17 protein-coding genes are annotated in these 23250 nt (G+C 43.3%); 13 read left to right on the top strand and 4 right to left on the bottom strand.

Features of this window, described 5'->3' with window-relative positions; all coding sequences use genetic code 11:
• Positions 1 to 68 precede the first annotated feature (68 nt).
• The 5 genes from I2I33_RS04260 to I2I33_RS04240 are packed head-to-tail and all read left to right on the top strand — an operon-like array spanning position 69 to position 8449.
• Positions 69 to 3422 (top strand): SusC/RagA family TonB-linked outer membrane protein, encoded by a 3354-nt coding sequence (locus I2I33_RS04260; protein ID WP_087419836.1) that lies wholly within the window; start codon positions 69 to 71, stop codon positions 3420 to 3422.
• Positions 3423 to 3433: 11 nt separating this feature from the next.
• On the top strand, positions 3434 to 4867 hold the full coding sequence (locus tag I2I33_RS04255; protein ID WP_087419837.1) for a RagB/SusD family nutrient uptake outer membrane protein: 1434 nt from the start codon (positions 3434 to 3436) through the stop codon (positions 4865 to 4867).
• A gap of 19 nt (positions 4868 to 4886) precedes the next feature.
• Complete coding sequence (locus I2I33_RS04250; RefSeq protein ID WP_162613707.1) at positions 4887 to 5663, top strand: DUF4843 domain-containing protein; 777 nt, start codon at positions 4887 to 4889, stop codon at positions 5661 to 5663.
• A 36-nt stretch (positions 5664 to 5699) separates the two neighbouring features.
• Entirely contained in the window at positions 5700 to 7106 is a 1407-nt protein-coding gene (locus I2I33_RS04245; protein WP_087419839.1) for a hypothetical protein, read from the top strand.
• Positions 7103 to 8449 (top strand): TlpA family protein disulfide reductase, encoded by a 1347-nt coding sequence (locus tag I2I33_RS04240; protein WP_087419840.1) that lies wholly within the window; start codon positions 7103 to 7105, stop codon positions 8447 to 8449. Before I2I33_RS04245 ends, I2I33_RS04240 begins: the two co-directional genes overlap by 4 nt.
• A 134-nt stretch (positions 8450 to 8583) precedes the next feature.
• On the opposite strand, the gene I2I33_RS04235 is transcribed toward I2I33_RS04240, so the two are convergent.
• The 4 genes from I2I33_RS04235 to I2I33_RS04220 all read right to left on the bottom strand — a co-directional run bounded on the left by I2I33_RS04235 (position 8584) and on the right by I2I33_RS04220 (position 11992).
• Entirely contained in the window at positions 8584 to 9174 is a 591-nt protein-coding gene (locus I2I33_RS04235; protein WP_087419841.1) for a DUF4251 domain-containing protein, read from the bottom strand.
• Between the two features lie 205 nt (positions 9175 to 9379).
• Positions 9380 to 10015 (bottom strand): hypothetical protein, encoded by a 636-nt coding sequence (locus I2I33_RS04230; protein WP_087419842.1) that lies wholly within the window; start codon positions 10013 to 10015, stop codon positions 9380 to 9382.
• Positions 10016 to 10027: 12 nt separating this feature from the next.
• Positions 10028 to 10669 carry a DUF6266 family protein gene (locus tag I2I33_RS04225; RefSeq protein WP_087419843.1) on the bottom strand — a complete coding sequence of 214 codons (642 nt, stop codon included), beginning with the start codon at positions 10667 to 10669 and terminating at the stop codon, positions 10028 to 10030.
• Positions 10670 to 11065: 396 nt separating this feature from the next.
• Positions 11066 to 11992, bottom strand: a complete 927-nt coding sequence (locus I2I33_RS04220; protein WP_087419844.1) for an Rpn family recombination-promoting nuclease/putative transposase — start codon at positions 11990 to 11992, stop codon at positions 11066 to 11068.
• Between the two features lie 557 nt (positions 11993 to 12549).
• Between I2I33_RS04220 and I2I33_RS04215 the strand changes: the two genes are divergently transcribed.
• The 8 genes from I2I33_RS04215 to I2I33_RS04180 all read left to right on the top strand — a co-directional run bounded on the left by I2I33_RS04215 (position 12550) and on the right by I2I33_RS04180 (position 23183).
• Positions 12550 to 13104 (top strand): RNA polymerase sigma-70 factor, encoded by a 555-nt coding sequence (locus I2I33_RS04215; protein ID WP_162613708.1) that lies wholly within the window; start codon positions 12550 to 12552, stop codon positions 13102 to 13104.
• 67 nt (positions 13105 to 13171) lie between these two features.
• A complete protein-coding gene (locus I2I33_RS04210; protein ID WP_087419847.1) occupies positions 13172 to 14341 on the top strand; it encodes a FecR family protein in 1170 nt (389 codons plus the stop codon).
• A gap of 95 nt (positions 14342 to 14436) precedes the next feature.
• Positions 14437 to 17916: a SusC/RagA family TonB-linked outer membrane protein gene (locus I2I33_RS04205; RefSeq protein WP_087419848.1), complete on the top strand. Its 3480-nt coding sequence runs from the start codon at positions 14437 to 14439 to the stop codon at positions 17914 to 17916.
• A gap of 12 nt (positions 17917 to 17928) precedes the next feature.
• Positions 17929 to 19446 carry a RagB/SusD family nutrient uptake outer membrane protein gene (locus tag I2I33_RS04200; RefSeq protein WP_087419849.1) on the top strand — a complete coding sequence of 506 codons (1518 nt, stop codon included), beginning with the start codon at positions 17929 to 17931 and terminating at the stop codon, positions 19444 to 19446.
• A gap of 3 nt (positions 19447 to 19449) precedes the next feature.
• Positions 19450 to 20142: a hypothetical protein gene (locus I2I33_RS04195; RefSeq protein ID WP_087419850.1), complete on the top strand. Its 693-nt coding sequence runs from the start codon at positions 19450 to 19452 to the stop codon at positions 20140 to 20142.
• A 4-nt stretch (positions 20143 to 20146) separates the two neighbouring features.
• The gene (locus I2I33_RS04190; RefSeq protein ID WP_229128182.1) at positions 20147 to 20572 is read left to right on the top strand and encodes a hypothetical protein; all 426 of its coding nucleotides are present in this window, start codon (positions 20147 to 20149) and stop codon (positions 20570 to 20572) included.
• Positions 20573 to 20586: 14 nt separating this feature from the next.
• Complete coding sequence (locus tag I2I33_RS04185) at positions 20587 to 21861, top strand: thioredoxin family protein (RefSeq protein WP_162613709.1); 1275 nt, start codon at positions 20587 to 20589, stop codon at positions 21859 to 21861.
• A 92-nt stretch (positions 21862 to 21953) separates the two neighbouring features.
• Positions 21954 to 23183, top strand: a complete 1230-nt coding sequence (locus I2I33_RS04180) for an IPT/TIG domain-containing protein (protein WP_087419852.1) — start codon at positions 21954 to 21956, stop codon at positions 23181 to 23183.
• The last annotated feature ends 67 nt before the right edge of the window (positions 23184 to 23250 follow it).

The following is a 23250-nucleotide window of genomic DNA, read 5'->3' as shown; positions in this document are numbered from 1 at the left end:
CGCTTTGTTTAAATAAGATTCATGCTTTTTTTCAAGAGCATGAGAGTACTAATTTCAAATACAAAAGTATGAAAAAAAAGAGAAACACTTGGTATCGCTACGGGAAAATACCATGTAAAAAAAGTTTATGTATCATGAGATTAACATTACTACTTATGATCGGTTTTGTGTTTCAGCTATCAGCAACGGGTGTGGCACAAAGCGTGAAGATCGAAAAACAGCACCAGACCTTGGAAACTGTATTTGAACAAGTCGAATCACAGACCGGTTTGTTGATCATGTTCAGTAATAACGAATTAGATGTGAATCGTAAAATAACTCTTGATGTTCGTAAATATACTTTGAATGAATTATTTCGTAAGGTGTTGGAAGGTACGAACATGGATTTCGACTTGGAACAGAATTACGTGATAATCCGTCCGGCCCGTCCGGTTGCCGTGCGGGACAGTGTGGTAAAAACGAATAAAATAAAAGGTGTCATCGTGGATGCTCACGGGGAACCTCTTCCGGGAGTAACCGTTGTGGCCAAACGGGGAGAAATTCTGGTGACGGGAGCGGCTTCCGACGGGAGCGGTAAGTTCGAGATCGTGGTTCCTGCAGATATACGTGACTTGACGTTTACTTTTGTAGGGTATAAAACGGCCATTGTTCCGGTAGAATTGGATAAGGAAATGACCATACGTATGGAAGAAGAAGTGAGTGAGGTGGATGAGGTTGTTGTGACCGGTTATTTCACGAAATCAAAGTCCAGTTACACGGGAGCCGTGAAGAGCGTGACTGCCGAGCAGTTGAAAACCATCTCCGGTACGAACGTGGTTGCCGCTCTGGCAGCCTTAACGCCCGGTTTGAATCTGGTAGAAAGAAGTGAGTTAGGGTCTAACCCGAATCACGTTCCGGAATTATTATTACGCGGAATGAGTTCTTTCTCTGATGGGACGACTCAAGTGAATCAACCGACGATCGTGCTGGATGGAGTTGAAATCAGTATGCAGGAATTGTACGATTTGGATATTAACGAGATCGAAAATATCACGGTGTTAAAAGATGCATCGGCAACGGCTCTTTACGGTTCTCGTGCTGCCAGTGGAGTTATCGTGGTGGAAAGAAAGAAACTGACGGAAGGCAGTATGCGAGTAGCCTATAATTTTACGGGTAACGTGCAATTCCCTTATTTGAAAGATTATGATATGCTGAATGCGGCTCAGAAATTGGAATACGAGCGTTTAGCAGGCTTGTACACGTCGGAAGTAAAAAAAGATGCTTGGGGAAATATCACGAATGAAGGAGAGCAATATGCGTTAGATAAATTATATAACGAGCGTTATCAAGAAGTGCAGCGAGGAGTAGACACAGATTGGTTGTCACAACCTGCCAGAACGGCTTTTTCTCACGATCATTCTTTGCGTTTGTATGGTGGAGCCTCCAATATTCGTTATGAACTGTCCGGACGTTTCAATAACGTGCAGGGAGTTATGAAAGAGGACTACCGTCGTCGTTATAACTTGGGGTTCAAATTGGAATATCACGTGCAGAACAAGTTGACGATGGCGAATCGTACCACTTATAGCGAGGTGAATTACAAGCAATCACCTTACGGTGCTTTTTCTAAATACGTGGAAATGAATCCTTATGACCGGATTTATGACCAGTACGGGGAATATAATAAAAATCTTTCTTGGAACTTGGACAATCCTTTGTATGAGGCGAGCTTGGGTAATTATGATATTTCAAAGGATAAATCCATCTCGAATACCACGGATTTTCGTTGGGAAATCAACAAAATGTTCCGTTTGTCGGGAAACTTTAATATCACGGTAACAGATTCTAATAACGAGGTGTTTAAATCTCCCGATTCTCAAGATTTTAAAGACGAGACAGAACTTTCTAAAAAAGGTTCTTTGACCCAGAAAAATGGTAGTGGCGTGTCATACGCCGGAACCTTGACAGGGGCATTTAACCTGATGACCGATAATAACAGTTTGTATAGTGTGAATGCGGGTGTGGAAATCCGGAAGGAAACCAGCGAGTCCTCCACCATGACAGGAGTGGGCTTTTATGATGACGCGTTGAATTTCATGGGGCAGGCTGCTGGTTATTCTGATCAAAAACCGACGGGAACACAGGCCGTCAGTACGGAATTGGGATTTTTCGTGAATGGAAACTATATGTATAACAATCGTTATTATGCTGACGTGGTATACCGTGTGACCGGATCGTCGAAATTTGGGGCAAACAACCGTTACGGTAGTTTCTGGTCTGCCGGGTTAGGATGGAACATACATAACGAAAGTTTCATTAGTTCAAGTAAGATTGATATTCTGAAAATCCGGGGTAGCTTGGGATACACGGGTAAGGTGAATTTCTCTCCTTTCCAAGCAATGACCATGTATCAATATTCCGGTGATCTGGAATATTTGAACGGTATCGGAGCTATCCCGCAGGGAATCGGTAATAAAGATTTAGGTTGGGAACGGGAACTTTCCTATAACGTGGGAACAGACATCAGTCTTTTTAATCGTCGATTGAATTTCACGTTTGATGTTTACTTGAAAAAGACAACCGACTTGGTATTGGATGCCTCTCGTGCGCCGTCTACCGGAACGACTTCTGCCAAAGAAAATATCGGGGAGATGGAAAACAAGGGACTGGAATTCCAGGTGGATGGTATGCTCGTGCAGAGAAATGATTTTTACTGGCAGGTTGCGGCTACCGGAAGTATGAACCGGAACCGGATCTTGAAAATAAACAGCGCCTTGAAGAAAGCGAATGAAGATGCTAACAAGGTAGATTCGAAGACCCCGCTGGCACAATATGAGGAAGGTGAATCTACCTCGGCATTGAAAGTGGTTAAATCAGCGGGAATTGATCCGGCGACAGGACAGGAAGTATTTATTAAATTGAACGGGGAGAGAACCTTCGAGTACTCCGCGGATGATAAATTCGTGATCGGGGATACTGAACCGAGATTCCGGGGAACCGTTTCAACTAATTTGTTTTACAAGGGATTCAGCTTGTATCTGTTAGGTCGGTATGAATGTGGTGCTTACTTGTATAACACGACTCGTGCCACGAAAGTGGAGGGTGCGGACCCGAAAAAGAATGCAGATAAACGAGTTTTCAGCAGTCGTTGGAAAAATCCGGGCGATATTGCTTTCTACAAGGACATCGCAGATTCTGAAGGATGGGGGTCGAACCCGAAACATACAGACCGTTTCGTGGAAAAAGAAAATGTGTTCACGCTGGGAACCGTGAATTTCGGTTACGAATTCAGACCGAACATTTGTTCCAAGATTGGGGTACGAAATTTACGTGTCGGAGTGAACTTGACGGACATCGTGCGTTGGTCAAACGTGAAAATAGAACGGGGAACCACTTATCTATATAGTAACGGGTTTGAATTCACGCTTAGTACAACATTTTAAAAGGAAAGATTATGAAGATAGGATTTAAAAATATAATGGTACTTTTAGCCTTACTCCTTGGGGGAAGTTCCTGTGACAGTTTTTTGGACGTGCAACCTAAAGGTGAGGTACTGGAAGGTGATTTACTGAAAGATGCGAAGGGATTTGAGAATGCCCTTTACGGGGTCTATGCCAAGATGGGGGCAACTAACTTGTACGGGCAGAATCTGAGTTATTCCGCCTTGGATTTGATGGCTCAATATTATACCTCTACAAATAACGAAGAGGTTGAACCACTTATAAAATATGACTATAAGAATACGAAAGCGGAAGATCTTTTTTATAATATCTGGTGTGATATGTATTCCAATATCGCCTATGCGAATAACGTGTTGGAACATCTGGACAAATTCTCCCCTTCGGATATGCAATTTTACAATATCTATAAAGGAGAGGCTTTGGGGCTGCGTGCCTTCATGCATTTTGACCTGTTGCGTATTTTCAGCGAGCAAATCACGGAGAACGAAAGTGCTGACGGGATTCCTTATTCAACCCGGTTCTCCTTGTTTGCCCCGGACATTCTGAAATCTAAAGACGTGTACAAGCGGATTATTTCTGATTTGAGGTCGGCAGAGCAATTATTGGATGACGAGGAACTGTATGCGTCAGTCTCTTCGAACGCTAATTTCCTGAAAGACCAGAATATCCATTTTAACTTGCAGGCCGTGCAAGCGACTCTGGCAAGGGTTTACTTGACGGAAGGAACACTCGATAGTGCCTTGTATTACGCGCAGCAAGTGATACAAGCTCCCGGTCTTTCCCTGTTGGATTACACGGATATTGCCGGAGATCTGGCGGGAAAATTGTCATCCAAGGAAACGGTATTCGGAATTTATTCAAAGAATTTTGCCGAACCGGTGATTAAGATATTGCACAACTCCCAGTCTGCGTATTCTTTTGAAATGCGTTATAATATTCAACAATTATACCAGATTGACGGGGCCGGGAATGATTACCGCTGGGGTGCATGGTACACGTATAACAACACGGGAAAATACTGGAAACTGGATAAACTGACAGATACTTACGTGCTGAATAACACGGAATATAACCGTCCGGCAGGTGAGATCCGCGGAATCAACATGATACGCTTACCCGAAATGTATTATATCGCGGCCGAGAGTGCCTTGAGGTTGGGTAATTACGATCAAGCTCTTGATTATTTTAACGAGTTGTTGGAAAGTCGGGGATTAGTTGCTTTGGACGAGAGACTTCCGGCCGAAACTCTGACTATCGACAAGATCACGGATGATCGTTATAAAGAATTTGTCGGGGAAGGACAATCCTTCTACCACATGAAACGATTGAACCTGAATATTCTTAATGTCGAGGGACAGACCGTAACTGCCGACAAGAAAATCTACGTGGTGGACATCCCGTCACAAGAGTTCGAATTTAGAAGATGAAATGGTAAATAGAAAACATATGAGAAACATAACATATATATTCACCGGTTGCCTGTTCGTGATATTCGGCATGGGATTGATCTCCTGCAATGAACAGGATTACAAGTTGTTCGATTCTTCCCGTACGGGAATTTACTTCACGGAAGACAGCGTGGTGTATTCTTTCGGGGTGACGAAACTGGAAGTTACTTCCTACGAGATGAAACTCCCCATGAAAATCATGGGGGCTCCGGTTAAAGAAGTGCGTTCTTTCAAGGTGGAAGTCGTGGCAGCCAAGACCACGGCAGAGGCAGGTGTACATTATACCTTGCCAGCCGAATTGATTATCGAACCGGATTCCGTGAATGGTGTGTTACCGGTAACGGTATTGCGTGAACATTTGGGAAGTGACGGGTATTGGCAGGTGGCTTTCCGTTTACTGGCAACGGATGATTTTGAACCGGAGACAGAGGTCGGAACCGTGTCTATCGCTTCTTTCAATAATGTCGTGGAACCTCCGCAATGGAAAGATTGGTCTGGTAAGGTCACGTGGCCGGATTATAAATTGGGGGTATGGGATCCCGTGAAATGGGTTAAATTCATGGAATATTTCCGGGCAATGGAAGAGACCGTTCCGGCTACTTACAAAGGAATGGTGGATATGTACGGGCCGAATCTGGAAAATGTACAATACGGGTGGATGGACGAGTATAATTACGCCGCGACCAAGTACATATTGACCCCGATGTATGACTTCTTTGCCGCGAACCCGGAATTATTGCAAAGCGGGAAAAATGATATTCCGAAACCGTATTGATGAAATGAATTATTCATGTAGTAAAAACAGATTATTATGAAGTGGAAATATCTATATATATGGCTAATAGGCTTATTAGCAATCGGTTGTTTTGATGATGACACGGCTGTTGACACGGTTCGGATCTCCGAGATCGCCATTGATACCAATAGTTTACAGAAAGAGTATAACAGGGACAAAAATCAAACTCTGGTGATTGACATCACTCCTTATGTGACCCAGAAGGAAAAAGACCTTCCGTTGACGTTCCAGTGGGACATGGATTACAAGTTTTATTCGGATTCGTCCGTCCTGTACGTGGACTGTCAGGATTTGGGAACCTTCCCGATGCGGGTGAAAGTGAGTAACGAGCATAGTAGTGCGTTCTATGAGTTCAAGTTGCATATAAATTCTCCTTATGAAGAAGGAATTACGGTGTTAAGTGAAAGCGGCGATGGGACGGGAATGCTCTCTTTCATGCGTCAGATGGCAGACGGAACCATGGGAAACTTTGAAACGCATTGTTTGACAATGAATAATCCCGGAGAAGTATTCCCGAAATCTCCCACGGACATGGCAAAAAGATTATCTCAGTTGTTTATCAGTTATAAAAATGATCCTTCCGTTTACGTGATCAATGCCAAAACGTTTGAATTGGAGAATATCGTGAAGGCTCCCGAGTTTTCGGATTTCCTTCCAGTGGCTATGATGTTACCGGATAACACGGCTCGTACGGCAGTTGCCATATCTGAGAATGGCAAGGTTTATAATCTGGCCAGTATGGAAGGTTTGATCCTTACCCATACCACGTTGACCTCGACTTATTCCTCTGTTCAACACAGTTACTTCGGGGGATATCAACCCTATTATTATCTGTGGGATGTGAATCAGCATACGATTTGTTATTACAATGGCTATACGGCTAATTATTGTCAAGAATTCGGACCGATCTGGAACGGGGCACATGAGGTGATCGCTATTTTTGAAAACGAAAAAAAATCATCTTTTACCGTGTTGACCGAATTGAATGGAGAGATATGGAAAACTTCTTTGAGTAATACGATTTATAAGCTTAACGAGAATTATCAAAAAATTGGTGTTGATTATCGTGATGTACAACGAGTGATTGCTAATCCGGTACTCAAGAAAGAAGACCCGAAAGTTGCCAGTTCTTCTTACCAGTGTTTGTTCTATGCACAGGGTAACAAGATTTATCGCTGGTACTATTCGTCCACTTCATTCCCGACAGAATCGTGGACAGTGATTGACGATATCTCGAATGCAGAGATCACGACGATGGCGATCAGTCCGGATGAATCCCAGATATACGTGGGGGCTTACCGCTCGAATGAATCCGGAGAGAACGGGTATATCTATATCTACGATACGAGAACGGGTCAGTTGATCGATTCTTATAAAAACGTAGCCTACAAGCCAGTCAAAATAATGTATAAAGTAAAATGAAACATATAATCAGTATCCTCCTTTTGCTTGCAGCTATCGGTTGCAAGCAAAAAGGACCCACTGAGATCACCGGATCGGTGGATCGAGGTGAATACTCGGGGTTTCAATTGTTTATTGTTGATGGGGATAAGAGGGATTCTTTGTTGGTTGATAGCCAAACAGGACTTTTTTCGCTTCAACTGGATGGTGATGCTCCTCGGATGGTAACCTTGATGGGAGTTGTGGGAACCGAGCAAAACAAGTGGCCGTTTGAACAGGCGTTGTATATTGAACCGGGCGGAAAAGTAAAGCTTGATATTCGATTTAAGAGTAGACGGGCGAAAATCGAGGTTGATAAGAAGGACCGGAACAATGCGGCATTGATAACTTATAATTGTTTTTACCTGGATAAAAGTCGGTCTATATGGGAAAATCCACCCGTGGCGAATGAATTGAAAAATAGCATGAGTGAAATTTATACTCGTGTAAATGACGTGATGGAAGAATTTCGCCCTGCGAATATGGTGGAAAACTATCTACGGATACAGGCATATTTATCTTTTATGCAGGCTTTGGATGGCGTGACTTATATGTATTCCCGTAACGGAGAAACGTTACCCGATGGAATGGATGAATTTTTACCCCCAGTTTACGAAATCTTGGATAATCCGATCGCCTTGTTTTTTTATAACACAAATACTTTCGTATTCAATTACCTGAAAAGGGAACGGGAGACTCCGGAGGAACAACTTCAACTATTGAAAGAACGTTTTACCGTTCCGTCTATAGTGGCCTCTGTAAGTCGGCTGATTGTGCAAAATTTCGTGACAAACTATAATTACAAAAATGGTTTTGAAGAAGGCTTGCTGCGTTTGAAAAATATGACAGCCGATTTAGGGGATGAAGGGCAAAAATTGGTAAAAGACTTCGAATCCAAAAAATATTCCATGGAAGGAGCCGCTTTGCCCGACGTGACGTTGGAAGACGTGGATGGTAAAATTCACAGGCTAACGGATTTTCGAGGAAAATATCTTTATATCGACCTGTGGGCCTCGTGGTGTGCCCCGTGTTGTCAGGAAGTTCCCTATTTGCAGAAGTTGGAAAAACAATTGAAGAATCCTGCGGTAGAATTTATCAGTATCTCGCTTGATACGAATAAAGAGGCGTGGAAGAACAAGATGAAACAATTAAAGATGCATGGTCATCAATATATCGTGACCGGAGATCAATTCGCCACGATGATGAACATCAAAGGAATACCTCATTTCCTGCTTTATAGTAAAGACGGGACTTTGATGCAGTACAAGGCGGATCGTCCTTCTTCAGGCGATAAGATACGAAATGTGCTGACTCGATTAAAATAAAAAACGGGCTTTTGCCCTGCATGTTCATAAAGTTTGTATTTTTTCTAAAGAAAAAGGGTTCCCAAGGGAACCTTTTTTCACATCAGTGTGACTGAGTAATTGAATATTAAACGAGAGTTTTTTTAATTGCTTACTTAAAAACTGAATCCACTCTGGAAAATGTTGGACTGGCTGTAAGGAACTAAATTCCCGGAGAAAGTCAACTCTCTTCCATTTGTGTTTGAGCTTACGGTTACTGTCGAGTAATTACTCCCGTAGCCGAGGCGAACGGTAACTTGAGCGAATAAAGCGGCGCCCATCACGTTGAACGTGTAAGTGATATTTCCGTTTTTGTCAACTCTTTCGTTAATGCTGGAAGGCCAGCCGGTGAGCGTGATTCCACCTAAACCGTTCGGTCCGGGATTAAATCCGTTGAATGCCAATTGCAATGAAACCTGATTGTTGTCCATGGCCACGAAGTTCAAATTGTTCGTTACGGGAATAGCTGCCCCGAAATTGTTAAACAATGTGTTGGCCTGTAATACCCAACTGTTACTTTTAAGTGCTTTAACCGCATCTTGGTAGGCGATCATGTTTTGTTGCTCGCGAACCATTCTGTTGTGCATCCTCATGCATTCCCTGTGAGCTTTTCTTTTAGCCCGTAGTTCTTTTTTTGTTTGTGCTTGCATTGCAAAGTCACTGAACAGGAATGTAGTCATTGCCAATAAAAAAATAATTTTTTTCATAGCGTCTCTTTTTTATTTTATTCTGATTAGTTTAGTTTACGAATTGACATATCCCCTCACCATCTTCTGCTAGTCCTTGAAAGAATGACTAATAGAATATTCAAATTCTATGGCGTATACGTCACGAAATCGGGCAGGGTTATCCTTATGTCTTTAAAAAAGATTAATTTTATAAAGTGGGTCTTACAGGAAGGTTATATCGTTACTACTCTTCACTATTCAATACACCCAAGGTAGGAGAGGACTTTTGACCGTCTGCGGTGGTTGCGAAACCATAAATTACCAGATGATGGGAATCCCAATCTTTAGGCAGCTCCCAGGTTGTTTCTCCGGCCTCGGCTCTGGTTCCCAATATCACTTTCCGGCTCCGCCCCATCTGGGTTTCATAGATGGCCCCGTGTAAACAATCGTTTTTATACATATAAGGCATTAACGGCTGTTTTTTCCACCGGAAGATGATCCGGTGCCCGGCATGGTCAATTTCTGCCTCGATTGCCGGTAAAGCCAAGGGACCGTCGGAAATGGCTAGTTGTAGCGGGTCAATCGTTACGTTTAACTCGTCATCGACTTCAACTTTCCCCATGTTTAGAGCCAAAAAACGGTTAGATGCCTCCTTTCTTGAAGAGGTGCAGAATCCGGAGGGTAAGATCGGGGTCAGATGGTGTTTGAAGAGCGATATGGTTTTCATGCGAGTTCTTTGCTTTAATTGTTGAAGAGTCTTCGCGTCTTTCCGGGAGAAAATTTTCGCTCTTGCCACTTGTTTGTCTTTCAGCTTGTAGCTGGTCACGTTACCCACGGTTCCCGATAGGTTCTCGAATATAGTAGATTCAAAAATTGCCATAATACTTTCGTGTTAAGATTTCGTCACTTGAAAATGAATTCCGGGAGAGAAGTTTTTCAAATCATCCCGTCCGAAGAAACAGTATAGATGTGCAGTTTGCCATTCGCCTTCTGGTAGAGTAACTCGTGCGTAACCATCTTTTCGTAGGGTATTCGTATCTTCCAGTAATACTGGGGTATAAGGTTCGTTGTCAAATATTACGGCTACCATTAACCGATCGGTGGATTGTGCAGTGATCGAGCTGGAGTTGTCCGTCCAATGCAGTTCCACGGCATTGGGTTGGGTCTGTTTCATCGTGGTTCCGAAAGGCAATTGTTGGCTACCGTCCGAAAACTCCAGACGGGAATAGTCGATGTAATTGTTCGCCCCGAACAGGTTCATGTTTTTACCTAGGAACCAGTGATACCCTGAACGTTTCTCGTTATACCGGGCTGCTAGATTGCAGATTTCTTTTAACAGGTTACCTTCCAGAGCTTTATACATGGTTTGCGCTCCCGGAAGTTTTGCCCGTTGCATCTGTTGTTTCTCGCTTTTAGGATTGCTTACCTTTTTGGGCCTTTTCCGGATAAACGTTTCGTTTCCCACCCGGTAAATGATGTATTTATCCAGCTTTCCCGACATACCGTCCAGTAGAGAGTCTTTCAATGATGCCATACTTTTTTATTTTTCAAGTTCGGTTTATAAACGTGACCAAACCCGGTTCACAAGGTGATTCAATCTTTATTGTAATTTATATATGTATATAAATCGATGTAAAGATAATACATTATATTTATAAAAACAATAAAATAATAACTTATTTTTTATTATAAATAGCGTTGAATAGGAAATGAATGGGAGTTAAATGGGAGTTGGGATATTAAAAATACGATAAAAATTCATGTAAAATATCATATATTTTATAGAATAGGGGATTAAATGTTTTAGATCGTGGGAGCTTTGGCGTATCAAGTAGAAAATCCTCGGAATCTATTTGTCCGGGGATTTTAATATGCTGGTTATTCGTGTTTTTTGGTTGTTGTTCTTTGAAATGAGGGTGAAATTTCTGGTTTAAAATGGGAGTTCTTCTTTTTTTAATCCTGTTAGTAAAAGAATATTTTCGATGGACATACCCATTTCTTTTGCTTGTTTCGCTATCGTCAAAGCCTTCTTTTTTTCTCCTTCAGCCAATCCTTCAACCTTCCCTTCCGCTTTTCCTTCTGCTTTTCCTTCCGCCCATCCTTCTGCCTTCCCTTCTGCTTTTCCTTCAATCCAGCCGGATTGGATCACGCTGCGTTGATATTGTAGGGCGCTCAAATGTGCTTCATAGCTGGCACGTTCTTTGGGACTAAGATTGTCAAGACGTAGTAATTCTCGGGCTTCGGATAATCCGCTAGTCTTTGTGTTGTCGGCAATTTCACCTGTTTTCAAGAAAGCTATCCATTCGTCAAGGGGAGTTTTAGCCAGTTTATCAAATTCGTTGACACGTAGCACGTAGTATTCAGGAAAAAGATCTCCGGCATTCTCTCTGATGAACTGTTCTCGTTGTCGTAAAGATAGTTTAAGTGTATCATGTTTATGAATTCCTTCAAAAGAAGTGTTCCCGTGATATACGTAGTCTTCCCCTTGTCCTAGGTCAAAGTACACGATGTTTATGGAGTATACTTTTTTAACTTGCGAGTAGGGTTCTCCTTTCGTGATGTATTCGGTAATAGCCTTTGATACTCCATACAACATACGATGAAAATAGTCCAGCTCCCGGTTGTTCTGTACTTCGATAATAACGAGTTCACCTTTACTGTTTTCAGCCAGCATGTCGACCCTGTTGAATTTATCTTCAGCATGTTGCTGGTTGCCCTCGCTTTCCAGCATACGATCAATTTTGATACGTTCTCCCAGTAACGTGGAGAGGAATCCCTCGAGAATCACGAAGTTTGATTTTTGTCTTAACAATCGTTTGGTTGCCCAGTCGAATCGTACATAATTTTCTCGTGCCATGGCAGATAAGTATTTTATTTGAATATATGACAAATATACGCATAATTGTGACACGAAAGGTCACGGGCGAGTGATAATTTTTTTGATAGAGCTATCGCGAAACTTAGGACGTGATTATAGCAAAGAAGAGGGAAAATCCCAAGATCCCCTCTTCTGTTTTCCCGTAAGCATATTTTATTTGTGCTTTTTGTTTTTTAGAGGTGTTTCGTGTATCGTTTCTTCGACTAAATAAGACGGAACATCTTTTTTGTTCTTGCTTTTCTTCGGTTTTTTGTTTCCGGCTGCACCCATGATAAAATCTCCTATAATTTAAGTGTTAAATATTTAAGTGATTAAATGAGTAGAGATCGGTTATTAAAAAATAGCTGGTCCTATTCACGGGCTGGATTAACAAAGGGTGTGCCAAACGGCCTGTCAGTGACACGAAGAGACGAGTTGGCGGTTTCGGATGTCGGATTGACAGGATACGGGAATGAAATATTTGAATGTTATTATTTTGGTATAGTTTCATATTTTTATTTTTTGCCCTATATTTGCCAACGTTTAACGTGGGGCATATGTTTACTATATTGGATAAAAAACGTTATTTCGAACAATTGTTCCGGGAAAATTATACCCGGTTGTATTATTATGCCCTTAGTTTTCTGAATGATAGCGAACTTGCTAGAGATGTGGTGAGTAATGCGTTTGAGGCCGTGTGGGCGGGACGGGATCGGTTGGAATTTTCCAGTTCTCTGGTTCCTTTTGTATATCGGCTCGTTCGTAATGCTTGTTTGGACGAGTTGAGGCATCAGAAGACGACGGAACGTTTCGTGGCGTACATGAAGGAGCAACCGGAGGCGTTTGATGAGAGGGAACTGCAGGAGTACGAATTGTTGATAGAACGCATACATCATGCCGTGGAAGAATTACCTGTCCAGACTAGAAATGTGTTTAAAATGTGTTTTTTGGAAGGGAAAAAATACCAGGAGGTCGGGGTTGAATTCGGGATCACGGTGAATACGGTGAAAGCTCATGTAATGAAAGCGTTACGATTGTTAAGAGAACAGTTTTCCGGAGAGGATTTTATTCTATTTTTCTTGTGCATGAAAAAAAGAGCTGAAAAAAGATAAAAAAAGTGGTTTTCGGCATTACCCATTTTGCCAGTGTCTACGTGTATGGATATATGAACAAGATAAAATGGGACGAAAGTATAACTATGTAGATATTGACTTTGCCGTTCGGGTACTAAATCATCCGGAGCTGATTGATAATGAGGAAATGAGGCTATGGTTGCGGGATGAAGGGCATTGCCGGCTGCTGGAAGAGTTGCGCCGGGTACGGGAGGGGAGTCTGAGAACTGTTGACGGGCTACGGCCGGATGTGAATTTGGAGTGGGAAAAGTTGAGTCGGAAACTTTTCCGAAAAAGAATGTTACGGGTTTACCGGATCGCGATGGCAACGGCTTGTATCGGGATACTTATTTCGGTGGGTTGGTTGTGGAGCCGCCCGTCTCCTGTGATGCAGGAGGCTTTAGTGATGGTGCCGGTGGAAGAGGATCATGTCGAGAGTGAAGGGGTGACACTTGTTTTAAATGATGGGGAGGAGATTCGTCTGAACCGGGAGAATGAGGCTTTGTTGATGCAACGTTTGCCACAAACATTTAAAGTGTTGTCCACGGATTCTTTGGGAGGACTGGTTTATACACCGCAGCAATTAATGGGGAAATCGGAAGAGTTACACACGTTGAAAGTGCCTCGTGGCGGGGAATATTTCGTGATTCTGGATGACGGGACGAAAGTGTGGTTAAATTCGGAAACGGAGTTTCGTTATCCGGTTACTTTCGAGGATGAGAGGCGGGTGGTGGAATTGTCCGGGGAGGCTTATTTTCAAGTGGTTCGGGATGAAAAGCGTCCGTTTATCGTGAAAACACGGGGTTTGCAAACCCGTGTTCTGGGAACGGAGTTTAACGTGCAGGCTTACCTGACAGACAAGGTGAATGTTACTTTGGTGAACGGGCGGGTGGCCGTGAAAGTTCCGGAAGATTCAAGGGAGATATTACTGAAACCGAACGAAAACGCCTTGTATAGTCAGGGGAAAGTGAGGGTGTCGAAAGTGGATGTGATGAAGTTTATTTCTTGGAAAGAAGGGTATTTTTACTATGATAACGAGCGGTTGGAGGATATTTTGACAGAATTGGGACGCTGGTATAATTTCACGGTAATTTATGAAGATTTAGAATTGAAAGAGTTACGTTTTCAGTTTTGGGCGGATCGGAAAGATGCATTCCGGAAAGTTCTGGAGCATTTGAATGAGATGAAAAAATTGAAGATAGAGGATCAGGGTAATTGTATAGTAGTTTGTAGATAGAAAATTAATGTTTTGAAATATAGGGGTTTTGAGAAAAATATTTTCTCAAACAGGATATTGTATGTCATATTTGAAATACTAAAACAGATAAAATCATGAAAAGAAAGCGAAAATTGTTTTGTTTAAGACCGGGACAAAGGTGGCGTGGGATGGTATTGTGGGTGTTTTTTATATTACTGGGTTTTTCCGGTTTCTCGCAGGAGAATAAAGTTTCTTTTAAGTTCGTGAATCAAGAGTTATCTTCCGTGTTCAAAGAGTTGGAGAAGGCAGATGTGTACAAATTCATGTTCAATTACGATGACGTGAAGGGGAAAAAGGTGAGTTTGGATGTGAAGAATAAAAAAGTACTGGAAATATTAGATATAGTATTGAAGGATATGCCATTTACTTACAGGGTAGATGGAATTATGGTGGTTATCAGGCCTAAACAAGCCGATAGTACGGTTAAAAAATATGTATTAAAAGGTGTGGTGGTGGACGTGAAAGGAGAACCTATGATTGGCGTGACGGTACGTTTGGATAGCACTTCGATAGGGACCGCTACGGCTGTTGACGGGGCTTTTACACTTGTGGTTGACAAGCCCAAGGGGAATTTGGTTTTCTCGTTTATCGGTTTTAAGGCAAAGAAAGTAGCCATTACTCCCGATAAAGATATGATCGTGAAATTGGAAGAAGAGGTTTCCGACTTGGATCAAGTGACCGTTATTGCTTACGGGGCGAGAAAGAAACGGGAGTTGATAACTTCCGTGTCGTCGATCAAGGCGGATGATATAAAAGAGATTCCGGCGGCGAGTTTGGAAACTTTGCTACAAGGACGTATGTCGGGAGTCGGGGTGAATATCCAGTCGGGTTCTCCCGGTGGCGGGGGTACGAACGTGGCGGTACGCGGGTATAATTCCTTGTGGTTGGATGAAGCGGGCGGTGGTGATGGTTCTCCGTTATACGTGATAGACGGGGTACCCGTTCATTCGTTTACTTCCCCGGTGACGGGAACGAACACGATAGCGGAAATTGATCCCTCGACGATTGAGTCGGTGGAAGTGTTGAAGGATGCCGCCTCGGCAGCCATTTACGGTTCACGTGCCGCAAACGGGGTGATTTTGATTACCACGAAAAAAGGACGTGCAGGTGAGGGAAAGTTTTCCGTGAACCTGTCCTATTCGGCGTCCGTGTTGCCGGAGGCCCCGACACAGTTGGGTGGGCGGGCAGAACGCCTTTATCACATAGCCGTCATGCGGGCACAAAAAGGAGCCTACGAGGTGAAGGGGAAGGGATATTACAAATACCCGACTTCATACGAGGAGGCTGCTAATAACGAGGCGATATATGATGCATTTTGGGATCGTGGCTTGGGGTTGGAAGCTAAAAATATAATTCAAGATTCTTTGAATCCTTTTTTCAATAATTCCACGAATTGGTACAAGTATATTTTTCGCACGGGAAAGATTCTGAATGCCAATATCCAAGCGAGTGGCGGTACGGAGAGGATGACGTATATGGTTGGGGCTGGATATTACAAGGAAACGGGGATTATGCCGGGAAGTGACTTTTCACGCGTGAATTTGTTGACGAATCTTTCTTTCAATCCCGTGAAGAAGTTGACCGTGGATAGTCGTTTCTATTTGGCATACACGGACAGAAGTCGGGGGGCGACATCGGGAGATGCCTTTAAATACGAGGGATTCACGGTCGATCCTAATTATACCTCTTCGTTACTTTTGAAGGGTGGAGCGGTAGAGAAGAAAATGTTGCAGATGCTGAACGGACAGGTTGAAAATAACACTTCTTATCGTTTAAGAGCTAACTTGCAATTGGGGTACGAGATTTTAAAAGGATTGTCGATCACGACTTCCTTGGCGTTGGATTACACGCAGGCGAACCAGAATCAATTTACTCCCAGTTATTTGGATGCGAGTGGTTATAATGAAAGTAAATCATCGGGTGAGATTGCCCGGGATATGTTGTTGTCCAACGAGAATTTGTTGAGTTACGGGTTCTCGCTTGACGAGATGCATAATTTTGACTTGTTGTTCGGGTTGGCGTATGATGGTAGTAAAAGTTGGAGTAATGGCGGTCACGGGTTACGCGGGCCGAGTGACCGGATTGAGTATGTCGGGAGTGGGTTCCCGGATTTGGTTTACGATCCGAAAGTCGATGACTATCGTGCGATGAAAGATTATAGTTCCAGTTTTTCGGAAACGGCCATGGTGAGTTATTTCGGTCGATTGGCTTACAATTATGACAAGAAGTATTTGTTGGAAGTCACGGTGAGGCGGGACGGGTCTTCGCTGTTCGGTGCAGATGTACGTTGGGCTACCTTTCCGTCCGTGGCGGCCGGGTGGGCCTTTTCAACCGAGCGTTTCATGAAGTGGGCATGGTGGTTGAATTACGGAAAAGTGCGGGCAAGCTGGGGACGTTCCGGTAGCCAGTTTGCGGTCCCGTATTTGGCACAAGGGCTAATGTCCCCGGGAACGATCTTTGACGGGGTACAGGGGATGCAACCCGAGGGGGTGATAAACCGGAAGCTGAAATGGGAAGAGTCGGACCAATATGATTTCGGGTTGGATATGGATTTTTTTAATTACCGTCTGAACCTAACCATAGATTATTATTACAAGTACACGCGTGCTTTGATAAATAAAGAGGTGTTGCCCGGAGACATGTACGGGTTTAATGGGGTACAGTGGCGAAATACCATGGCAATTTCAAACGAGGGGTTGGAGTTGGATGCAAAAATCGATATACTGAGGGACACGGAAGTGAAATGGCGTACACGGTTCAATGTATCTCGGAATTGGAATCGTTTCCGAAAGAGTTACTCGGGGAGGGATTTTCAAGAGAAGGTGATTGGTAAACCGTTGAGCGGGATCTATCTTTTCAAGGATTTGGGAATGATCGAGAGTGATGCCGATGTCCCGTACGTGTTCGACCAGTCCGGTAAAAAGCAAATGTTGTCACCGGAGGGAGACGAAGAGTATTTTTTCACGAAGGGAATGCGTAGGATTGCGGATATTAATGGTGACGGACAACTCACGGATGATGATTTGGTTTATGCCGGGACCACGTTGCCACAGGCTTACGGAGGATTGGTCAACGAGATCAGGTGGAAGAATTTTGACGTGAATGTTTTGTTGACTTACACGCTTGGGCGTAAGATGGTGAATTCGTTCAAGTATAGTACTCTTCAGGGAAGGTTGGGGGTTTATCCTGTTTTTTCGAATGTGTCGTTGTCCGATTTCTGGCAGTCTGCCGGTGACGGGAGTAAGTACCAGACACTTGGTTTATATGGTAATTCCACGTTGATCAATATCACCGGACAAACGACGGCTGCCCTAGAAAACGTGCATTATTGCAGGTTGAAACAATTAACGATAGGGTATAATCTTCCGAAACGGATCATGAAGAAGTTGTGGTTGGATGGCATCCGAGTTTTCGTGACGGGGGAGGATTTGTTCCTGTTGTCAAATTATTCGGGACTTGATCCCGAGGTGACGAATATCGGGACAGGGTTTGATGATGGCCGTACGTATCCTTTGGCGCGGAAATGGACTTTTGGTTTGACTGTAAATTTTTAAAAGAGGTTGATTATGAAAAGATTTTTATATAGTGTACTGGTCTTGCTGTTATGCACGTCTTGTGAATCACTTCTCGATCTGGAACCGAAGAACGGGGTGACGTTTGAACATTATTTTGCGACGGAACAGGATTTGGAAGCGTTGGTGACACAAATGCACGGGAATTTGAGGACGGCCTTGGCCATGGTTACCAAACAAGAGCTTATTGGACTCCGGGTTGATGTCGTGAAACAAGGGTCTGAAATGAATAAAATACGCGGATTGAATACCGATTATTTTTTGAATCATTCCACTCAACAGCAATGGAGAGCTTATTATAATACGCTTGCTATCGTGGATTTATTTTTTGATAATTACAAGAAAGCCAAGGATGTGGCTCCCGAACGAGTTCGTTTTTATTGTGGTCAGGGAGAATTCGTGAAGGCCATGTGTTATTTTTATCTCGTACGGATGTGGGGAGATGCCGTTATCACGAAGGGGAGCAATTACATTGATAAATACGCTAAAAGTCCGGCCTCTGTCGTTTTGGACACGGCTATTCATGCTGCATTGCAGGCGTACGATATGTTACCCAAGTACGGTAATCTGAAAAATTCGAATAACAAAGCGTTGACTTCAAAGCAATACGGGTGCAAGGGAAGTGCTGCCGCCCTGTTGGCTCACTTGTACGCGTGGAAAGCCCACGTGGTTGGTGGTCAGGAAGATTTGAAAGAATCGGAGAAGTGGGCGAGCAAGTTGATAGAGGAAAAGTATCGTGATGAGGTGGGTGTTTATACTCTTGCGGCAAACCCGGAAGAGGTTTGTTCCGAGGTGATGCACAGGAAAAGTGCGGAAAGTATTTTCGAGTTGGAAATCAATTATCAGGATATCAGTTCTTATTTTACTTTTTTACCCGCTTATTCCATGATTGGAGCTCCAGTAGTGAAGACGGAGGAAAAGATGAAGATTAAAAGTAAGGATTTGGGAATAACGATAGCGGGGGTGAATTCCTTGTTCCCGGTAGGGGATGCCCGTCGAGAGGCTTATTTCTATAAGTTGGATGATCCGGAATGGCAAGAGGCGGGATTAGCTTATCTCTATAAATGGCGGTATGCTCGTTATGGTTCATCGGTTGCAGGGGAAGTTTGGCTTAGTGGGATGGATGTGAATCGGGTTATTTTCCGGTTGGCGGATATGTACTTGTTGCGTGCGGAGTGCCGGGTGAAGATGGATGACCGGACGGGAGCGGAGGCTGATTTGAACGTGATTCGCCAGAGGGCGGGAGCCGAGATGTGGCCCGCAAAGAATGATAGCGGGGATTTGAAATATGATATTTTCAGGGAGCGGGAGAAGGAGTTATTGTACGAGGGACACCGTTATTATGACGTGGTTCGTAATGGGTATTGGAAAACGGAATTGCAGGGTAATTTTAGCGAGTTGTCAGTGGATGACGTGAAAGACGGGGCGCTTTATATGCCTGTGCCCCAGACTGCCTTTTCACAAAATGATTTAATGATCCAGAATGCGTTTTGGGCGTCAAAAATGAAATAAGTTATGAGAAAGATATTGTTTATACTGGTCGTGGCAGGTGTGTTTATGGCTTGCGGTACAAAATACGACTATATCGATACGGGTGTTTGCGAGGAGGAGTTCCGGGGTAATATGTATGAATATTTACAAAGTAATCATTATGATTGGGATTCTATCGTGAAGATTATTGATCGTGCGGGGTTACGGGAGATGTTCGAAAAGGAGGATTTCACTTTTCTGGGCCCCACGAATATCACTATTCGCAAATGGTTTGTCTGGGATAAGGTTGGTGGAGTGGGAAACACGGATAAAGAATACGTGGTTCATGGTTACAAAAGTATACAACGGGTACCGGTCGAGATATGCCGGAAAATCGTGTTGAGTCACGTGATAGAAGGGATTGTTTCCCGTGATGATATTGCGAGAGTTACTTATAATGAGGAAGGAAAGATAGATGGCGGGGGTGATGTTTTTACCACTCGTTGGGGTAATCGGGTGTGGTTGTGGACGATACAGGAACCCTACATGCATATTCCCGAGATGGGACCGGTTATCGTGAATATGGCATCGGTTGATAACGATGGGCAGAAGATCAAGGAAATTGGTACGGCAACAATTGGTGTGAGGCCGACGAACGGGATGGTACATTCGTTACCGTACAGTTATAATTTGGGAGAGATGTACAGGGATAAATATTGGGCAATAGTTAATTATTAATAGTATGGGAGAGATGAAAAAGTATTTTGTTTTGATCGGGTTGATATTGGTTTGGTGGGGATGTCACAACCCCACGCCGGGGTACTTGGAGATGGGTAATGCACAGTACGTTCCTGACACGATGATTATTCGCAAGGAATTGGACCCGCTGAAAGATGCTTACCGGAAGATGAACAATGCTCCATGGGTGTCCCCGAAATGTCAAGGGGTTGATGGTACGGCTCCCCTTCTGTTCGAGATCGTGGACGTGACGTCCGTGGACGGTGACGCTGCCATGTTTAAGAGTTTTCTGAAAATCCGGGGAGGCGGAAGGATGGAATTTCCTTTAAAAGTAAGTGTGCCCGTGGGGCATTACTTGGTTTCGGTGAGGGTATCGAACGAAGGATATTCCGAGGTAATCCCGGACGTGTTCACTTTTATCGTGGAATAGTAAAATAAATGGCTATGAGAAAGATTGTGTTATTAATGATTATATGCGTTTTTACTATCGGGACAAGAGGTGAGGGGATTCGTTTTTTCAAAGGCTCTTTTCAGGATGCTTTGAAACAGGCGAAGGCCGAGCACAAGAAAGTGTTTGTCGATTTTTACACCACTTGGTGCGGACCTTGTCAACTGATGTCCAAGAATATATTCCCGGATGCTGAGGTTGGGGAATATTTTAACAAGTATTTTGTTAATTACCAGATTAATGCCGAGGATAAGGCTTTCTTGCCAGAGGTGAAACGATACGGAGTTGCTGCATATCCGAATATGTTGATTTTGGATACGGAAGGCAACGTGTTAGGGCGGCAATTGGGGGCTACTGACAAGAATGGTTTTCTTCGTTTTGCCAAGTTGGCGTTGAAAGAAGTGTTGCCCGTGGACCAGCTTTACGAGAAATTAAAGAAGGATAAAAAGAATCAATTGCTGATGCAGGAGATCTTGTTGGAGGGCCCGGAATATATCGCTCGCTTGTCCGGTCAAGATCATGACAAATGGGAGTATCGGATCGAGAGGTTGTATGCCGATTACCGGAAACAAATGCGGTTGGAAGATTGTATCACGGCGAATGATTTGAAGATTTTCTCTATGTATCATACGGGGATGGAGAAGAAAGATGAGGTGTTTGAATTTGTGTTGTCACATTTTGATGATTATACACGGGTAATTGATCGAAACGAGGTTTCCAATTTTCTGTTTATGTTGAGTTATTCACGGATGGAGGAGTTGGCGAAAAAAGGAGATACAAGTTACGAGATGGAGTTGGAACGTGTGCGGGGGGATTTGAAGGTGGTGTACGATTCTGTAATGAATTTTGGAGAGATGGACGTGTATTCCGGTTTAAAGTTGCTGTTGGATGCGGAGTATTATTTGTACAACAAGAAAGATGTCGAAAAGTACTGTTTGTACATGGAGAAATATTTCGCGGGTTTGGGTGAGGGTATTCGTTCCCAAGATTATATCGGGGCGTTGGAGTCGCTGTACGAGGTGCTAGGGGAAAAGATCACGCCGGAAGTGGCTCGTCAGGGAATCAGTTGGTTGAACGAAGCTCTGAAAAGCAAGTTGCAGCCGGAAACGCAGATGCGTTGTTTGTTAATGTTAGGCGATTGTTATAAGGCTTCGGGGAGCAAGGAGGATGCGAAGAAATGCTATGACCAAGCTTACGTGATTTCCCTGCAATTTAATAATCCTGGTTTGTCGGCGGCAGTGCAGGAGTATGTCAGGAAGTTAGAAGAATAATTATAGAAAGAGGTTTATTCAGACCCTACCTCTTTGTCAATATTAACACTAACAGAACCTTTTGGGGTACAAGGTGAAAAAAATGAAAGACTATGAAAAGATTAATGTTATTATTTTGTTTGTTGGCGAGTTTTATTGCTTGTTCCGATGATAAGGATAATCCGGAGGAGCCCGAGATGCCGATTACGGATTTACAACTGCCGACGGTAAATCCTGTTGCCGGGGATAATGTGACTATTGCGGGTAAGGGGTTCGCCCAGGATTGTAAGATACAGGTGAAACCGGAAGGAGCTGCCGAGGCTATTGATGCCACGATCGTGGAAGTTACTGATGCCGGGATAACTTTTAAGGTATCGGCGGATGTGGACGGTAAATGTAAAGTTATTTTGTTGCAAGGTGGGAAATCATACGAGTTGGGAGATATAACTTTTGCTGAAGTTCCCGACGTCGAGGCAACTTTGTATGGTGTGTTTGCCGACGAGACAACGACTTCTGTATGTCCGATTGATGTTACTGCACAAAGGAGAGGGAAGGCTGTGTTTACTTTGGATAGTGACTTTGATGGTATCGTTACGGATAATCATGGCGTGGTGTACTACAAAGCTATAACGTTCGTGGATGATAAGAGTACCTATGAATTGCGTTATTATGATATAAAAGCGGGTAAAGGTGGAAAGATTGCTTGGGCAGATGCGGGACGTTGTTTCTCTATTGCCACGGATGGGGAAAAGTTATACGCTTTGACTTATGACACGGAAAGTTATGATATTAACTTGTATTCTGTTGGACGTGACGGAAATGTAGAACTAGTGAATACTTACTCCGATCAATTAGGAATAGAGTATATACGAATTTATTCAACTAGTGGCACATTTTTGTATGGAGAAGAAAATATATTTGTTAGTTTACGCCTTGATATGGGAAATGAAGTGTATCATATGCCTATGACTGGTGAGTTGGGTGATGATTATTATAATATTACTGGACCAGCGAGGGAGGTGAAGAAATCTTACTACTTTGTTAAGACGGATGGGAACTATTATGTGTTTAGGAATAATGAAGGTGAAGATGTTACCGCTCAAGCCACGGTACATGAATTTGAAGAAGAATATGAGTGGACAGGTATTGATTATAATAATCCGGTTGTTGCAACCATAGATGATTATTTCACCGATCAGGTGTACGATCCTACAACAGGTTTGATTTACGGAATGTTTGGAGAGGACGGTGATGGAATTTTGCCGTTTGACCCGAAAACGAATAAAGTGCTTGATCCTTGGATGGGAAGCGGTTGTGTCGCTTTGGTATATATAAAGAAATAAGGTTCATCCATGCTACTTGTTTTGTGTATGAGTGAGTAGTGAACGGGCCGGGTTTGTGAGAACCCGG

The organism is Butyricimonas sp. BSD2780061689_150309_C8, assembly GCF_015560935.1.
Taxonomy (GTDB): domain Bacteria; phylum Bacteroidota; class Bacteroidia; order Bacteroidales; family Marinifilaceae; genus Butyricimonas; species Butyricimonas paravirosa.
Note: the sequence above shows the minus strand (reverse complement) of the source record. Positions and strands in the feature narration are given on the sequence as shown.

What these genes read in the sequence shown, in the direction of transcription:
- I2I33_RS04240 (WP_087419840.1), top strand. Translation starts at nt 7,103, where the DNA reads ATGAAACATATAATCAGTATCCTCCTTTTGCTTGCAGCTATCGGTTGC.
- I2I33_RS04255 (WP_087419837.1), top strand. Translation starts at nt 3,434, where the DNA reads ATGAAGATAGGATTTAAAAATATAATGGTACTTTTAGCCTTACTCCTT.
- I2I33_RS04235 (WP_087419841.1), bottom strand. Translation starts at nt 9,174, where the DNA reads ATGAAAAAAATTATTTTTTTATTGGCAATGACTACATTCCTGTTCAGT.
- I2I33_RS04210 (WP_087419847.1), top strand. Translation starts at nt 13,172, where the DNA reads ATGGGACGAAAGTATAACTATGTAGATATTGACTTTGCCGTTCGGGTA.
- I2I33_RS04205 (WP_087419848.1), top strand. Translation starts at nt 14,437, where the DNA reads ATGAAAAGAAAGCGAAAATTGTTTTGTTTAAGACCGGGACAAAGGTGG.
- I2I33_RS04200 (WP_087419849.1), top strand. Translation starts at nt 17,929, where the DNA reads ATGAAAAGATTTTTATATAGTGTACTGGTCTTGCTGTTATGCACGTCT.
- I2I33_RS04190 (WP_229128182.1), top strand. Translation starts at nt 20,147, where the DNA reads ATGGGAGAGATGAAAAAGTATTTTGTTTTGATCGGGTTGATATTGGTT.
- I2I33_RS04230 (WP_087419842.1), bottom strand. Translation starts at nt 10,015, where the DNA reads ATGGCAATTTTTGAATCTACTATATTCGAGAACCTATCGGGAACCGTG.
- I2I33_RS04250 (WP_162613707.1), top strand. Translation starts at nt 4,887, where the DNA reads ATGAGAAACATAACATATATATTCACCGGTTGCCTGTTCGTGATATTC.
- I2I33_RS04260 (WP_087419836.1), top strand. Translation starts at nt 69, where the DNA reads ATGAAAAAAAAGAGAAACACTTGGTATCGCTACGGGAAAATACCATGT.
- I2I33_RS04225 (WP_087419843.1), bottom strand. Translation starts at nt 10,669, where the DNA reads ATGGCATCATTGAAAGACTCTCTACTGGACGGTATGTCGGGAAAGCTG.
- I2I33_RS04220 (WP_087419844.1), bottom strand. Translation starts at nt 11,992, where the DNA reads ATGGCACGAGAAAATTATGTACGATTCGACTGGGCAACCAAACGATTG.
- I2I33_RS04195 (WP_087419850.1), top strand. Translation starts at nt 19,450, where the DNA reads ATGAGAAAGATATTGTTTATACTGGTCGTGGCAGGTGTGTTTATGGCT.
- I2I33_RS04245 (WP_087419839.1), top strand. Translation starts at nt 5,700, where the DNA reads ATGAAGTGGAAATATCTATATATATGGCTAATAGGCTTATTAGCAATC.
- I2I33_RS04215 (WP_162613708.1), top strand. Translation starts at nt 12,550, where the DNA reads ATGTTTACTATATTGGATAAAAAACGTTATTTCGAACAATTGTTCCGG.
- I2I33_RS04180 (WP_087419852.1), top strand. Translation starts at nt 21,954, where the DNA reads ATGAAAAGATTAATGTTATTATTTTGTTTGTTGGCGAGTTTTATTGCT.
- I2I33_RS04185 (WP_162613709.1), top strand. Translation starts at nt 20,587, where the DNA reads ATGAGAAAGATTGTGTTATTAATGATTATATGCGTTTTTACTATCGGG.